General features: G+C 30.3%; 17 protein-coding genes. 8 read left to right on the plus strand and 9 right to left on the minus strand.

The features are described 5' to 3' along the window. Positions 1–15 precede the first annotated feature (15 nt). The 3 genes from H526_RS0102770 to H526_RS0102780 are packed head-to-tail and all read right to left on the minus strand — an operon-like array spanning position 16 to position 3,734. The gene (locus H526_RS0102770) at positions 16–1,149 is read right to left on the minus strand and encodes a ComEC/Rec2 family competence protein (protein WP_147404341.1); all 1,134 of its coding nucleotides are present in this window, start codon (positions 1,147–1,149) and stop codon (positions 16–18) included. Continuing rightward, on the minus strand, positions 1,100–2,590 hold the full coding sequence (locus tag H526_RS0102775) for a hypothetical protein (RefSeq protein WP_027391581.1): 1,491 nt from the start codon (positions 2,588–2,590) through the stop codon (positions 1,100–1,102). The genes H526_RS0102770 and H526_RS0102775 overlap by 50 nt, the downstream gene beginning before the upstream one ends. Next, positions 2,583–3,734 (minus strand): caspase family protein, encoded by a 1,152-nt coding sequence (locus H526_RS0102780; RefSeq protein WP_027391582.1) that lies wholly within the window; start codon positions 3,732–3,734, stop codon positions 2,583–2,585. Before H526_RS0102780 ends, H526_RS0102775 begins: the two co-directional genes overlap by 8 nt. A gap of 426 nt (positions 3,735–4,160) precedes the next feature. Here H526_RS0102780 and H526_RS0102785 point away from each other — a divergent pair, with 426 nt between their 5' ends. Both H526_RS0102785 and H526_RS0102790 read left to right on the plus strand, forming a co-directional pair. After that, positions 4,161–4,589, plus strand: coding sequence for an SRPBCC family protein (locus H526_RS0102785; protein ID WP_027391583.1), 429 nt, complete (start codon positions 4,161–4,163; stop codon positions 4,587–4,589). Beyond that, positions 4,579–4,902: an ArsR/SmtB family transcription factor gene (locus H526_RS0102790; RefSeq protein ID WP_027391584.1), complete on the plus strand. Its 324-nt coding sequence runs from the start codon at positions 4,579–4,581 to the stop codon at positions 4,900–4,902. Before H526_RS0102785 ends, H526_RS0102790 begins: the two co-directional genes overlap by 11 nt. A 22-nt stretch (positions 4,903–4,924) precedes the next feature. Here H526_RS0102790 and H526_RS0102795 read toward each other — a convergent pair whose 3' ends face one another. Then, a complete protein-coding gene (locus H526_RS0102795) occupies positions 4,925–5,347 on the minus strand; it encodes a Dabb family protein (RefSeq protein WP_245591176.1) in 423 nt (140 codons plus the stop codon). 166 nt (positions 5,348–5,513) lie between these two features. On the opposite strand from H526_RS0102795, the gene H526_RS0102800 reads away from it, so the two are divergent. After that, positions 5,514–5,942 carry a hypothetical protein gene (locus H526_RS0102800; protein ID WP_027391586.1) on the plus strand — a complete coding sequence of 143 codons (429 nt, stop codon included), beginning with the start codon at positions 5,514–5,516 and terminating at the stop codon, positions 5,940–5,942. 79 nt (positions 5,943–6,021) lie between these two features. Here H526_RS0102800 and H526_RS0102805 read toward each other — a convergent pair whose 3' ends face one another. From H526_RS0102805 to H526_RS0102815, 3 genes are all read right to left on the minus strand, one after another. Further along, complete coding sequence (locus tag H526_RS0102805) at positions 6,022–6,633, minus strand: hypothetical protein (protein WP_027391587.1); 612 nt, start codon at positions 6,631–6,633, stop codon at positions 6,022–6,024. Positions 6,634–6,636: 3 nt separating this feature from the next. Continuing rightward, positions 6,637–7,128 carry an RNA polymerase sigma factor gene (locus H526_RS0102810; RefSeq protein ID WP_027391588.1) on the minus strand — a complete coding sequence of 164 codons (492 nt, stop codon included), beginning with the start codon at positions 7,126–7,128 and terminating at the stop codon, positions 6,637–6,639. A gap of 219 nt (positions 7,129–7,347) precedes the next feature. Then, positions 7,348–7,998: a hypothetical protein gene (locus tag H526_RS0102815; protein WP_027391589.1), complete on the minus strand. Its 651-nt coding sequence runs from the start codon at positions 7,996–7,998 to the stop codon at positions 7,348–7,350. A 196-nt stretch (positions 7,999–8,194) separates the two neighbouring features. Here H526_RS0102815 and H526_RS28140 point away from each other — a divergent pair, with 196 nt between their 5' ends. Beyond that, complete coding sequence (locus H526_RS28140) at positions 8,195–9,424, plus strand: response regulator (protein WP_051335943.1); 1,230 nt, start codon at positions 8,195–8,197, stop codon at positions 9,422–9,424. 3 nt (positions 9,425–9,427) lie between these two features. Here the strand turns inward: H526_RS28140 and H526_RS31640 are convergent, their stop codons facing one another. After that, the gene (locus tag H526_RS31640; RefSeq protein ID WP_158594427.1) at positions 9,428–10,354 is read right to left on the minus strand and encodes a peptidoglycan DD-metalloendopeptidase family protein; all 927 of its coding nucleotides are present in this window, start codon (positions 10,352–10,354) and stop codon (positions 9,428–9,430) included. Between the two features lie 385 nt (positions 10,355–10,739). Here H526_RS31640 and H526_RS0102830 point away from each other — a divergent pair, with 385 nt between their 5' ends. Next, the gene (locus H526_RS0102830) at positions 10,740–11,573 is read left to right on the plus strand and encodes an OmpA/MotB family protein (protein WP_027391590.1); all 834 of its coding nucleotides are present in this window, start codon (positions 10,740–10,742) and stop codon (positions 11,571–11,573) included. Positions 11,574–11,716: 143 nt separating this feature from the next. Here H526_RS0102830 and H526_RS0102835 read toward each other — a convergent pair whose 3' ends face one another. After that, positions 11,717–11,905, minus strand: a complete 189-nt coding sequence (locus H526_RS0102835) for a hypothetical protein (RefSeq protein WP_027391591.1) — start codon at positions 11,903–11,905, stop codon at positions 11,717–11,719. A gap of 240 nt (positions 11,906–12,145) precedes the next feature. Here H526_RS0102835 and H526_RS0102840 point away from each other — a divergent pair, with 240 nt between their 5' ends. The 3 genes from H526_RS0102840 to H526_RS28150 all read left to right on the plus strand — a co-directional run bounded on the left by H526_RS0102840 (position 12,146) and on the right by H526_RS28150 (position 14,229). Continuing rightward, complete coding sequence (locus H526_RS0102840) at positions 12,146–12,595, plus strand: hypothetical protein (RefSeq protein WP_027391592.1); 450 nt, start codon at positions 12,146–12,148, stop codon at positions 12,593–12,595. Between the two features lie 260 nt (positions 12,596–12,855). Next, on the plus strand, positions 12,856–13,692 hold the full coding sequence (locus H526_RS0102845; protein WP_027391593.1) for a M57 family metalloprotease: 837 nt from the start codon (positions 12,856–12,858) through the stop codon (positions 13,690–13,692). A 129-nt stretch (positions 13,693–13,821) separates the two neighbouring features. Then, on the plus strand, positions 13,822–14,229 hold the full coding sequence (locus tag H526_RS28150) for a DUF2541 family protein (protein WP_051335944.1): 408 nt from the start codon (positions 13,822–13,824) through the stop codon (positions 14,227–14,229). The last annotated feature ends 68 nt before the right edge of the window (positions 14,230–14,297 follow it).

Below are 14,297 nucleotides of genomic sequence, written 5' to 3' on the forward strand. Positions count from 1 at the left end.
TTATTGTGGTTTATATTAAAGATCAATCGCTACAATATCATCTTCTGGGGTAGGAAATATTGTAGTGTAATTATATTTACTTTTTAAGTAATTCTCATCCCAAATCTCGTTTATTTTAGATTTATAATTAAATATTAGTCGAGTATTTTCTCCAGAAGATTTTAATATTCTGGCAATAGTTACCTTTTTTGGATGTTTATAAATTCTACCATTGGTAGAAATCACAAAATTCTTACAATTTACTTTATCTAATAATTCTGGACTTGTGTTATGAGAACTGGCATGATGTGATATTTTAAATAATTCTAAATCAATTTTCTCTTCCGGAGCAATTTTATTTAGTGCCTCTAGTAACTGACTCGGAAATGCGTCTCCGCAAAACAATACTTTCTTTCCCTCATATTCGGCTAAAAAGGCAATACTACTTCCGTTCCCAGCTGAAGTATCTTCTTCAAAGTCTTCTTTTACCAATTCATCAACATCCGGAAACCCATCTCCAAAACTTTCAATAGCATCTTCTGTGACATCCTCATCGTTAACTTCTAACCCAAATCCTGGATCTAAATTGGCTGCTCTTACTTCCTCTTCCCATTTACCTTTTAATTCTGATAAATGCTTCTGCGCAGGTGATAGAATAGTTAATTTCATACCTCCTGGAAGTGTTATTTTTGGCAACTCTCCTTGATCAACTTTAATAGTATTTCCATTAAAATCGCCATTCCAAGACAAATTATGCTTTAATATCATCGAAGAAAGGCGTTCCCCTTGGACAGCCCCAAAATGTTCTATTACATCTTGAGTATTAGTATTTATATGGCTCCATCCATTAAACCAAAAATCTCTTATCCGAAAAGGTAATTGATCCTCTTCTAATAATCTAAGAATACCTTCTATATGATCTCGATCAATATGTGTAACCACCAATAATTCCAGTTTTTTTTGATCTTCTGGAAGTTCATTGACTAGTTTTTTAATACTATGTCTTGTGCCGCCAGTACCGCCATCAATGAGAATTCGACTAGGATTATCTTCAGAACCATAGGTTATCCAGATACAATCTCCGAATCTCGCCGGCAAAAATTTTATATTAAACATCGTTTTAAAGTTTTCTTTTTCGTTTTCCCATCCTATACATTCTGATCTCATCATCAAAATCCTTTTTAGGGAATTTAATATGTATACTATCCATTTTTTTTCGTACTTCAGAATTATTTCCTTTTAAACCAAGTTCCTTTGCTGCCTTATAAACGGAGTTAAATTTTATTCCATCATTGGATACGATCTGACCATCAGACTCTATTGATAACTTCTGAGAAATTGTATCATCAGTGAATATTTCAAGATTATCATTTACTGGATCAAAATCAGTATCCTGTAACAACTCATTTAATGGAACATCATATATATAGGCAATATGAGAGGTATCTTTTGGAGTTCCCTTTTTTGTTTTTTTTAATGGATTTTTAGGATCTAATCCGTTAAAAGTAGTTGTAGTTGTTGTCCAGTCTGCAGCTTCTGCATACATCTCTACCAATTCTAACGCCTTTTCTATTTCAAGATCCAAATTTTCTTTATTGGATAACATTTTTAAACCTTTCCACAATAATTTCAGCCCTTCTGTGTATAATGGTATCCCTCTTTTTGTCGCTTCTAAAAATCGGAATCTAATTTCATCGATATTTATTTCTCCACTTTTTCTACCTTCTTTAATAAGTTGCCATGCCCAAATAATAGAGCCATCAGACATCCACGGCATCCAATTAGCTAAATTTTCTGCCCAATTATGCAATCGATCTAATTCTTCTGTTTTCAATAAATAATACCCGCCTATTGCAGCAGCAGCTGGATCTGTCATTTTTCCGTAAAGCAAATCTTGAGCAGAAGATGATTTAAGACCAGAACTCTCATACAAATCTTGTGCTTTAGACCTTGAATCTTGATTAAGTAAGGTCAAAATAGTCTCTGCATGCCAGTTATCAGTAGTAACTGTAACTTCTAACGGGTGTACAATACCTTTAGGACCTTCATTTGGTCTAATAAGACACATTAAATGACTATTTGGTGGCAATGCAATTAATCGCCACGGAATTTTAGGACCTCCAACTTGCAAAAATTGTTGACTTTGTTCTACATCCAATTCGTAACTTACTCCTTCTTCATTCCAAGAGCTAGATTCTTGTATAGGAATCTCAACTACATTCCAATTTTCATTATCTTTTTTCCATAATCGAATCCAAGCCCCTAAATAAACATTATCCACTAAATCTTTTTCTTCATCACTATGTGTAGATAAATTTTTAGATAAATAAGCCCATTCTTGTGTTTCACTGGGGCTTAAACCAGATAAATCAAATTTTACGATTCCGGTTGAACCAGCTTTTACCATTACAGCTTTTTCGATTTTTTTACCAGAAGCAAGTGTTAATATTACTCCATAAACACCTGGAACTACCTCAAGAGTTGTAGAATTATCATAACTCATCCAAAAAGAATGAAGTTCTTCCAATTTTGCATTCAAAACATTGATTTTCTTTGGAATACGAGAAGAATCATTACCGTGTGTTATTATATGTATAGATAGATTACTCATTTCGGGAACAGTTAATTTTTTCGTTTGCTATTGCTCTAACTAAGGCATATGTTTCTCCATTACTAAATTCATCACTTTGTGATTCCGTCTGTAGTTTGTAAATTCCTGCGGTCATATTCAATTTCCAAGAGTCAGATTTAGGCTCTTCGGTAAATTCAGTTCCTCCTTCTAAAGCAGTACAAATTAGTTTTGACACATTAGTAGCTTCCACTGGATCACAGGCCACAGACAAATGTGCGGGTGGTGCTTTACTAAAAGTAATCAAACTAGCAGGATCACTAGCCGCATAAATACATCGTTGTTTATATCCTTCTGTAGATTTAACTGTACGAAGAATATTATGAATTTGCGTAGCAATATCTCCAGTATTCACAACCCATTCGGCACCTCTTTTATCAGCTGCATATCCTTGCAAAGCCTTTATTATTGATTGAGTAAAAAAAGAAGGTTTCTTCTTTGGTCCATAAGCTGCTTCATTGTGTGCGGCCGCTTTCATTGTTAAATCATGTTTACAATCTGGTGTTGTCAACAATGGAATATCTAAAGGTATGTCTGGTAAATCTTGTTGAAGCATTTGTGCATTGATTTTCCTACAAGAATCTATAAAAAAGCACTGAGTAGATGCTTTACAGGAATGAAAGGCGTTTCTTGTTTTATTAAAACTGAAACTACCCATCAACCAAGGGTTATTAGAATTAGCCCCAAAATCTTCAGCTAATAAATAATGATCTTTTTTTTCTACACCATGACCACTAAAAAAGAATATAGCAACATTATTCTCATTAATATCACAGCGTTGTTTCCAATCATTATATGCTCTAGAGATATTTACAAAATTTGCCGCTTCGAATTGTTCATCATTGCTACCAGGATTAGGGTCATCTGGTGATGGTGAGATCAATAACTCAATACTTCCTAAAGGTTTAACTAAATCCTTCTGAACATCATTTTCTATTTCTAACAAATGATCTCGAAAAGCTAATGCAGACTTTGGAGGTGATGATAGCTGCCGTAAAAGACCAATTTTTTCGTAGTTCTGTTCCTTTTCTTCAACTCCTCCAGATAAATAACGATATCCTCCAACCCCTATAATTAATACATGAGTTTTTGGTTCTCCATTTATTTGATCATAAATCAATGCCATACGATAGTCTATGTTAATGTATAATATAATTTAAAACACATGTTATAGGAATTATTTAGCTGTTTTATAATTCAATATAAAATCAACACTACTAATTTCTATAATATCAAGTATATACAACATACCCAATATCGGGTATATTGAAAAAAACATACTTATTTAGAATATCTCCAGAGATATGAATCAATGGATCATTTCTTATACTTTAATACTAAAAAATTGGGGAATATATACTTAGTTATGAGGAGTTTCAATTTAGTAATAAATGTTAATCTAAAAAAATAATATACTACCTTTTTAGTTTATCAAACTTGTTTTCAAACATATAAAGGTAAAAATAATACAACTAAAAGGTTGCTTTTTTGTTTTATTTTATTAAATTAGCAACCTTTTAGTTGCATTATTAAAATCTTAAAACTTTACAAAATGAAAGACGTAATTAGCAAAGAACAAATTTTCACACACTCCATTGATAAATTATGGAACGCCATATCCATACAAGAGGAAATATCAACTTGGTTTCTTCCAGCAGATTTCAAAGCAGAAGTTGGTTATCAATATACGTTTCACTCTCCTGACAAAGAGAACTGTAAACCTATAGTTGGGACTGTTAAAGAAGCAAAGCCCTATACCTTAATATATACATGGACAATACAAGGCACAGATGTTGAAACAACTGTAGTGTGGCGTTTAGAAGAAATAGCTAGTGGTACTAAACTTTCTTTAGAACATTCCGGCATTTCAAATTATGATGGAGAAACTGCTGTAGAAATGTTTACTAGTTTCGATGGTGGATGGGATAACTGTATTAAAGATTTACTTAACTACATAACACAAGAAGTACATGCAGAATAAGATTACCAAAATACTTAAAGCAATTGCTGATCCCACAAGACGAGAAATATTTCATGCGTTGGTCATAGCGACTACTGCCCTACCAATTACTGAAATATCAAGTCAATTCGAAATGAGTCGTCAAGGTGTTACAAAACATCTAAAAACTCTTGAAAATGCAGGTTTAGTAACAATTAACTCAAAAGGAAGAGAACGTTATTGTAAAGCAGACACACAACCACTAATAGAGATTAATAAATGGTTAAAATTCTACGAACAATTCTGGGATAATGCTCTCGGGAAACTGGAAAATTATCTTGACCAAAAACCATAATAAATATGATCATTAAAAAATATTAATCTAAAACAATAGTATCATATATCTGCACCTTATTCCATAAAGAAGAAGCTTCTTTAATAAATAATAAATGAGCTTCTTCTTTTTGATAAAGGTCTTGCTCCTCTTTTGATGAAAAAGTAACTATTATAGAATACGTATATGTGTTATCCACTACTTCTCGATCTGTACCTGCTGGAGTACCAACAAAATTAGTTTTGGCATACTTTGAGGTATTGAGGAATTTAATAAGAGATTTTTCAAAAAGTTGTCTTTCTTCAGGGTTATCAGGATTATTAAGCCATATGTAAACAGAGTGAACAAAATTTTTATCAAATACTGGCTCTTTCTTACCACAAGATAACACCATAAAAATCAGAACAATAAACATTAAAAAAAAGAAATTTTTACCTATGTTATTATATCTTTTTTGAAGATTCATAATATGAATAATTAGTTAGATTTCTTAAAAATACAAAACAACTAGCAATCTTTATAATTCTAATATATTGAACAATAATTTACAATTGAACAACCTAGTGAGATTTGCGTTTGACTAGGTTTCTGCATACATTGTTAGCTCAAAACAACTTAATAATCAATTAATTATGAGTACTACTAACAAATTACCCGTATGGTTTTGGGTCATCAGTATTATCGCACTTTTATGGAATATTATGGGAGTAATGGCTTACTTAGGTCAAGCATATATGACAGAAGAAATACTAAATGCGATGCCAGAAGCAGATCAACACTTTTACAATAATATCCCGGCTTGGGTAACTTCTGTATTTGCGATAGCAGTTTTTTCTGGACTTTTTGGTTGCATTGCTCTTTTGATAAGAAAAAAAATTGCCATTATACTTTTTATAGTATCATTATTAGGAATATTAGCTCAACAAACCTATAATTTTTTTATACAAGATTTTGTAGAGCTATCAGGTCAAAGAGTATATATGCCAGTTATGATCTTAGTATTCGCTATATTTTTAATATGGTTTTCTAAATTCTCCAACTCGAAAGGGTGGATTTCATAAACCGAAATAAATAAATTTTAGCAAAAAACAACAAATGGTATCTAATTTTAGATACCATTTACACTATACAAAAATCAATTTATTCATTTGATTGTAAGTCTTTTAATATTTCTTCTGCATCATTAATATTCTTTCCATAGCATTTTTTAACCCATTTAGCAAAGAACACGAAAAAGGTAATTCCCATAGGTATAAAAATTAATAATGGCCAGAGGTTTTTAACACCAGTAAACATATCTTTTCCTCCAAGAATTTTAGAAGTAACTGGTAAAATGAAAAAGATTAGTAAAAAACTGAGGTAATAGGATATTTTTTGAAGTGATTGGAATTGTTTTTTATTTTTAGTGTACTTTACTAAAGTATCTCTATAACTATTTTCATAGAAATTAATCCCACTCATTTTATTAATAGACCTTAACGATAGTATTGGTAATATAATTAGTATGATGGCAGATGAAATACCAAAAAACATATTATACCAAGTTTCTAACGTATTAATATTCAATAAAATTAACAATGCCATACCGAAACAAATAATTGTTCCAAATATTTCTGGGTAAGCAATTCTATTCCATTTTTTTCTATACTGTTCTTGTGTCATCATCATAATCATTTTATCTGTTAGTTTTTTTTGTTTTTCTAATTGCCCGCTTATCTCAGACCATACGTGTTGCATTTCTTCTAATTCCATTTACTACCCTTTTTTAACTATTTGAGTTTTTAATTTTTGTTTTATCCTAGATATTCTAGTTCCCACATTGGTTGGAGTCAATCCAGTAATCAATGCAATTTCTTCATATTTCTTACCTTCTAGTAGTAATAGAATTAGCCCTTTTTCTATATCACTAAGCATTTTAATATGCGCATATAGTATTTTTAATTTTTCTTCGAACTCTGTATTATAGTTTTCCGTTTGTTTAAGTACTATTTGATCAATCCCTACTCTATTTCCTTTTCTCTTTTCTTTTTTTAATCTTGTAATCGCTGTATTTAATGCCACTCGATACATCCAAGTACTTACCTTAGCATCTCCTCTAAAAGAATCATAAGCCTTCCATAATTGATATACTATTTCTTGATATAAATCTTGTTGGTCTTCGGATTGATCTGTATAAACTGTGGTTATTTTAAAAATAACTCCTTCATTTTCTTTAATAATCCGAGTAAACTCTACTTCTTTACTCATATTGAGTTTCTTTTTATCATTAGTGTGTAGTATTTCAAAAAAATCACAAAAAATTAAAAAATATTAATAAAGCTATGAATTAAATATGCACAAAGTTTGTAAAAACAAAGTGAAATGTTACGTAGAAAAAATATTCGAGTAAATAAATAATGAAAACCTAAGAAAGGAATTCATAAAGAGAAAAAAAAGAAGATTGAGTTATAAATAGTAGTTGAAAAATCACTCCTTAACAACTATTATAGTTGCTTTTACTCCAGTAGTCAAATTCCATTCGTTAGCTGTAATGAGATTACCTTGATCATCGTGTAGCTGAAACTCTGCCGTATTGGGACCAGAAGTACCTTGATTAAGAGCTTCTATATCAATCTTATTAAAACCTTTAATAAGATCTATCTTAAACCCTTCGAATACACTATTTAAATAAACATTTGATCGGATTACATCATCATTTAAAAAGATACGGACTAAATCACCATCTACTGACTGATGATCTCGATAAATAAGATAAACAAATTCTGATTTACTTTTAAAATCTCCTAGATACTGATCTGACTTATACTCTTCCTTTATTTCTTTATCCTTCTGGAACCATTTAGGAACTACCTTAAAATTTGGTTGTAATAGACCATTATCCCCCGTCATATCAAAAGGTTTTTGAGTTCTATTAAACCTTATAGAATCTTTCGGGCTTTTGTATAAACTAAAATTATTTTTGGGTTTAGTCAAACCTGGAGTAAGTTTATATGTACTTGTTCCTAAAGTGCTACTATTATCATCTATTTTTATAGATGATAAAGGCTTTTCAATTTGTGAACTCATTAAATTCACAAATAATAATAATAATAACACCGATATAACTGTAGATTTCATCTTCCTCACTCCTTTATCAGATATTGTCGTTAAAGATACTCATTCCCTTACTTTTTTTTATTATTAGTTATCAAAAACTCGACCAAACAATCAATATATTCAGTAAACCAATAAAAAAATCACTTTTATGAAAAAAACTCCTTTTTAAATTTGTAAGATAAATCCGATATCTTTTATTTTGTCATAAAAACAACCAATGATCTCTTATGCCATCTGGACTTTATTATCCATCTTAGTTCTTTTTTTAAGTTACAAATGCTATTTATTAGCTTCTAACCTTAAAAAAAAGGACCAAGAACTAAGCTCTTTACAGACTTCTACAGAAAAGAAAGTACAAAAAAATCAAGAGTTTATATCTTCACTTAGCCAAGAATTAAGAACTCCTCTTTATGGAATTATGGGCTTGACTAATATTTTGTATAATGAACATCCAGAATTGGAACATAATAAGAATCTTAAGTCTTTAAAATTTTCTGGTGATTATTTATTGACTCTTATTAATAATGTTTTACAGGTAAATATTCTGGAGTCTGATACAATTATTACCGATAAAAGACCAATTAATCTACGTGAACTTACTCAGAATATTATACACTCTTTTGGTTATGCTACAGAAAACAGTGGTAATACTTTGGATTTAGATTTTGATAATGACATTCCAGAAAAATTACATGGAAATCCAGCTATCTTATCGCAGATATTAATGAATCTAATTAGTAACGCTTTGCGATTTACTAAAAATGGAAACATAGTGTTTTCGGTTCATTTGATCAATAAAAAAGGTAGACTTAATAATATATCCTTTAAGATTAAACATGATGGAAACGAAGTATCTGAAGAAGATGAAAAATCTATCTATCAAGAATTCATAGATATAGAAAAGGTAAAAAAGTCCTATCTAGGAACAGGAATAAATTCGACAATAGTAAAGAGACTTGCTAAATCAATAGGCGGAGAAATCATTTTGCAAAATAATTCTCAAGCCGGTTCCGAGTATGCTTTTGTATTAAATTTGGAAGCAATTAACCAAAATAACAAGGGAGCTAATCCAGACGCAAATAACAATAAGCAAAAAGCATTAATAGTTGATGATAATAAACTTAATCTATTAGTTGCAGATAAAATACTCTCCAAAGAAAATTTTGAGTGTACGACTATTGACAATGGTTTTGATGCTATAGAACTTGCTAAAGATCATACTTATGATATCATTTTGATGGATATAAATATGCCAAAACTAAATGGAATCGGTACTACCAAAAGAATTAGAGAATTTGATAACGAAACGCCTATAATTGCGTTAACTGCGGTTGATGTTACTCAACTAAATAGACAAATTATGCAAGCAGGTTTAAACGATTATATCCTAAAACCTTACGACAAAAGCATCCTATTAGAGATGATAAACAAGTACGTAGAAAATTAATATCTAATAGATTACTATTTCTTGTCCTACATTAAGAACAGAATTATATCTTATTTCATTTATTTTACATATTTCGGAAACATTAGTATCATGTTTTCTGGCTATACCGTGTAGTGTGTCACCCTTTTTTACTATGTAAATACTTTTCGTCGGATTTTTAATTTCATCTAACGTTTCTTCAATGTTAGTTTGAACTACAATCTTACTTTGTCTTGTAGAACGGTGAGATCTTGGAGTTATCCACTTTTTAGTAACCACTATATCATTTGATCTTATTTTTGTATCCGGAGAAAAATCAAATAAATATTCTGGGTGAATACTTTTTCCATGATATCTTACTTCTAAATGTAAATGACTACCTCTAGCATTTCCTGATACTCCACCTTTACCAATCACCTGGCCTTTTTCTACAATATCATTTTCCTTAACCAAATATTTCGAAAGATGCGCATATACTGTCTCTAAACCATTATCATGTCTAATAACTACTGTTTTACCATGACCTCCGTGTCTTCTAGCATATCTAACTTTTCCCCTCAATAATGTTTTTACATTATCACCAGTCCTAAGGTCAATATCTATTCCTTGATGTGGCCTTCCCCTTCTCCATCCATATCTAGAAGTGACAACCATTTTATGATCCACTGGAGAAGAAAAGGTTGAGTCTGCAAAATGTAATAAAAAAGGATGTTTGTTTTGTTTATTCCTCCAGTACGTATTGAACACTGTGGTACTCCAATCTTCTTTATAAATCTTGCTAATATCCTTTTTACTAATCGTATCCACCGTATTGACAATGGGTATAACTTTTTTTCTATTCACCTTATATATAGGTAAATATGTTATACCTCCATCTAATACTATCCTTTTATAATTCTGTAGTACTACGTTATCTTCTATACCCGATTTCTGTGCGACAACCGTTTGCATTGTAACACATAATATTATTAATAAAGTTAGTTTTCCCCTATTCAAAAACATGAAATTCCAAAAATTTAAATTCTAAAGTAAAGTTCATTCTGGGCGTTTCGTTTGTTATAAGACGATTTATTTATGGTCTCGTTACAACTAAAATTATTTATTAACCAAACATTAGATTTATTAGCCAAACAGACTGAAAAACTAAAGCGTTGTAATTCAATTTATTACAAATAATTCGGTGATAAATTTACCGTAAAAATAATACGGTATACTAATTTTAGCAATTTTTTTTAACAATTTTTAAGAATTCAATGTGAAAAGTTTAGTAGGTAAAATTATAATAAAACTAAGAACAAGTAGTTTTAGGTAAGTATAAAAGATTAATTAAATAACCATGAAAAAAGTATTCACATTAATTGCAATATCGGGGGCTTTAATGACCACATCTTGCGTTTCGAAAAAGAAGTATTTAGCTCTGGAAGAAGATCTAAATAATACTCGTAGTACATTACAGAAAACAACAGTTGAAAAAGAAGAATTAGAATCTAAATTTGCTAAAATAGAAGCAAGAGTAGCTGATTATAATGCAAAAATAAATTCATTAAGAGATTCTAATGATGAGAAAATGGTAATGGTAGATAACCTTGCGGTAATTTCTAACAATACTAAAGAAAAAATGAAACAAACATTATCTCAAGTAGATCCAGAAAAACTTCAAGGAGCAAGAACTCTAGAAGATTCAATGAATTTAGCTGTTTCTCATAACCTAAAAAGTTCTTTAGACGATAGTTTAAAAGAGGATGAGGATATTTCTATCGACATTGATAACACTGTTGTGATGATTTCTATTTCTGACAAAATGCTATTTAATAGCGGAAGCTATCGTGTTAGTAACAAAGCAAATGATATTTTAGAAAAGTTAGCTCAAGTTATTAACTCTGAACCAAGTCTTGATGTTATGATCGAAGGGCACACTGATCCAAGAACGATTAGCACACCTGCATTAGAAGATAACTGGGACTTAAGTGTAAAAAGAGCAACTTCTATCACAAGATTATTACAAAAGAAGTATAATGTTGACCCATCTAAGTTAATCGCCTCAGGAAGAAGCAGCTATCAACCTTTAGTAGAAAATGACACAGAAGAGAATATGGCTATTAATAGACGTACTAGAATTGTATTATTACCAAATCTAGACAAGTTCTTTGCAATGCTATCATCAAACTAAGAAGAGAAAATAAATTTTAAAAAAGGGATATGTATATGATACATATCCCTTTTTTCATTTGCATTCGTACAATTACAACCTAAAACATCAATTATCTTCTCAACACACATTGATAAAACAATACTGTTTTATGATAATCTATTTTAATCAATATATGTATTAACACTTGTAGTCAATTTACAAGAGCTATGTAACATCTTTTTAAACTTTAGAGCCAAATGTTCATCATTAAACTTCATTGCTTCACTAATACTATTAGACAAGACCAACTCCCCTATTAGATATTCTACAAAATAGGTTTGCTCATCAGTTAACAAAACATATTCAGTCATATAAAATTCTTATTTTGGAACTCTATCATATTTTACATTAAGAATAAAACAATACAGATACACCATTTTTCTACTTCAAATTTAAGTTTTAAGAACCTTACTTTTATCGGCCTCTCATGTTTGTTATCAAATTCTTATTCACAATCTCTCCTAAAGAAATTATAAAGCCTTTTTAAAACAAAACAAAATCATATTTTTTTTTGTAACTTATTGATGTTCAATTCATAAAATCACTCCATCATGAAATCCTTCTTATTAATCATTTTCAGCTTTTTCTCCATAAATTCAATTTACAATACGTCTAACACCTCTGATGTCAATAATTTTAACCTAGAAGGTGTTTGGGATCTAAAGCATCAATTTCTATATGATGATCACAATGAAATCTCTGATACCATATTAAATCCAAATGGATACCGACAGGTAAAAATGTATAGTAAAGGAAAAGTGATGTGGACTAGATATGACCCAGCAGATAGTAATGAATGGTTTGGATATGGAACATATTCAATTAAAGGTAATATCCTTGAAGAAAGATTAGAATATGCATCTGGACCAATGATGAAAATAGTAGACACCACTCAAGTTTTTAGATTTGAACTAGTAATGGATAAAAAATCCTATCAACAAATAACAATTGATGAAAGTGGTCATTATTCGCAATCCGAAAATTATACTAAAGTAGAATAATTAGTATTTTTACTTTCCACTTCATTCCTTAACATAATATAAAGGGTATTCACCCAACAATTTGGGTTGTATACCCCTTTTTAATTGTATTACTAAAATTTAGTTTTGAAAAATAAATATTTGCACGATATAAAACCACACAAATATTATACAACTATCCCAACAATATTTTTTATAGAGCACTTGATGTTTAAAGGAACACTTTTGCAAGAACTTATCGTAAAATTCAAACTAATCAACTGAAATTAAAATACACTACGATGAAAAAAATCACATTGTTAATGCTTTGTCTTATGGTTCTTATAACCAACTTCTCCTGTCAGAAAAAAGAAATTAATGAAGAAATCCAAGAAACACATAAGAAACCAACTAAAGAACAGCTCACCAAGTTATTTAATATGGGTGTAAATATCGATGATGTTACTATCCAAAAAATCACCACCTTAGATGGCAAAACCCGCACTTATTTAATATCCGGAGATATTACGATTCCTATAGATAAGCTTACATCTTATTCAGATTTAAAATCTTTAAATGGTGACAATAAACAATATAGAGATACTAATTTGGTCTCTCCTAATTATAGGGATATTGATATATTGGGATATACTGGAGGGAATTTTGCATTGACTTCTAAAATGCAAACTGCACTGCGTTGGGCCGTTAACAATTATAATGCATTATCAAATAGTTTAAATTTCAATCTTACTTTTGGTACTGATTTCAACAACGCCGATATGGTAGTTTATAAAATTAATGTAGCTAGTGGTGGCGGAAATGCTGGTTTTCCGAACACACTTGGAGAACCTTATAAATGGGTTAGAATCAACTCTGGAACAGATGCGTTTACAACCAATGTAAATGAACATGTAATAGGCCATGAAATTGGCCATTGTATTGGTCTTAGACATCAAGATTGGTATAATCGTCAAAGCTGCGGTTACTCTGGTCCTCTACCAGCAGAACCACCTGCTATTTGGATTCCTGGAACACCTACATCCGCTTATGCTGATTCTATCATGCAAGCATGTTTTGGAACTACTGAAGATGGAGAATTTACCGATACGGATAAAACAGCACTAAACATTTTGTATTAGTACATAATATTGTAAAAGATACACCTAGTAGGTTACATATTTGAAGTATGTAACCTATTTTTTTTAAAATTATAATTAAACCTTTATTGATTAGCATGGTCTTACTACTAAACACTAAAACATTAAATTATGAAAAATAAAAAAAGACAAAAACTAATCGTACCATTTTTAATGGTATTATTTTTAGTAGGAAGCAGCTTTACTACCGTTAAAATAAAATGGGAACATTTAGGATCTAGAACAGTAAATTATAAAATTGATAGAGATGTTATTAAAGTAACAGCAAAAGATGGTGCATTTAAAAAACTAAAAGTAAAAGTAACCAATGGTTCTATAAATATGCATCGAATAGTTGTACAATATGGAAATGGAGAAAAGCAAGTAATTCAAGTAAAAAAGAATTTCAAAAAAGGAGGTGCGACTAGAATTATTGATTTAAAAGGTAACAAACGAATTATAAGGGATATCACTTTTTTCTATGACACCAAAAATTTATCTAAAAATCGAGCAAAAGTACATGTTTTTGGAAAGCACTGATAAGAAAACAATAACTGAACCTAAATTTGGTTGAAGCATTTCATACGTAACATTAATATGCTTCAACC

Origin of the sequence: Aquimarina latercula DSM 2041 (assembly GCF_000430645.1) — a bacterium.
Classification (GTDB): domain Bacteria; phylum Bacteroidota; class Bacteroidia; order Flavobacteriales; family Flavobacteriaceae; genus Aquimarina; species Aquimarina latercula.

Excerpts from the sequence above, each read along its gene's own strand:
- H526_RS0102775 (WP_027391581.1), bottom strand. The coding sequence starts at position 2,590 with ATGAGTAATCTATCTATACATATAATAACACACGGTAATGATTCTTCT.
- H526_RS0102835 (WP_027391591.1), bottom strand. The coding sequence starts at position 11,905 with ATGACTGAATATGTTTTGTTAACTGATGAGCAAACCTATTTTGTAGAA.
- H526_RS0102805 (WP_027391587.1), bottom strand. The coding sequence starts at position 6,633 with ATGGAATTAGAAGAAATGCAACACGTATGGTCTGAGATAAGCGGGCAA.
- H526_RS0102830 (WP_027391590.1), top strand. The coding sequence starts at position 10,740 with ATGAAAAAAGTATTCACATTAATTGCAATATCGGGGGCTTTAATGACC.
- H526_RS31640 (WP_158594427.1), bottom strand. The coding sequence starts at position 10,354 with ATGCAAACGGTTGTCGCACAGAAATCGGGTATAGAAGATAACGTAGTA.
- H526_RS0102785 (WP_027391583.1), top strand. The coding sequence starts at position 4,161 with ATGAAAGACGTAATTAGCAAAGAACAAATTTTCACACACTCCATTGAT.
- H526_RS0102810 (WP_027391588.1), bottom strand. The coding sequence starts at position 7,128 with ATGAGTAAAGAAGTAGAGTTTACTCGGATTATTAAAGAAAATGAAGGA.
- H526_RS0102800 (WP_027391586.1), top strand. The coding sequence starts at position 5,514 with ATGAGTACTACTAACAAATTACCCGTATGGTTTTGGGTCATCAGTATT.
- H526_RS0102795 (WP_245591176.1), bottom strand. The coding sequence starts at position 5,347 with ATGAATCTTCAAAAAAGATATAATAACATAGGTAAAAATTTCTTTTTT.
- H526_RS0102780 (WP_027391582.1), bottom strand. The coding sequence starts at position 3,734 with ATGGCATTGATTTATGATCAAATAAATGGAGAACCAAAAACTCATGTA.
- H526_RS0102815 (WP_027391589.1), bottom strand. The coding sequence starts at position 7,998 with ATGAAATCTACAGTTATATCGGTGTTATTATTATTATTATTTGTGAAT.
- H526_RS28140 (WP_051335943.1), top strand. The coding sequence starts at position 8,195 with ATGATCTCTTATGCCATCTGGACTTTATTATCCATCTTAGTTCTTTTT.
- H526_RS0102845 (WP_027391593.1), top strand. The coding sequence starts at position 12,856 with ATGAAAAAAATCACATTGTTAATGCTTTGTCTTATGGTTCTTATAACC.
- H526_RS0102770 (WP_147404341.1), bottom strand. The coding sequence starts at position 1,149 with ATGATGAGATCAGAATGTATAGGATGGGAAAACGAAAAAGAAAACTTT.
- H526_RS0102790 (WP_027391584.1), top strand. The coding sequence starts at position 4,579 with ATGCAGAATAAGATTACCAAAATACTTAAAGCAATTGCTGATCCCACA.
- H526_RS28150 (WP_051335944.1), top strand. The coding sequence starts at position 13,822 with ATGAAAAATAAAAAAAGACAAAAACTAATCGTACCATTTTTAATGGTA.
- H526_RS0102840 (WP_027391592.1), top strand. The coding sequence starts at position 12,146 with ATGAAATCCTTCTTATTAATCATTTTCAGCTTTTTCTCCATAAATTCA.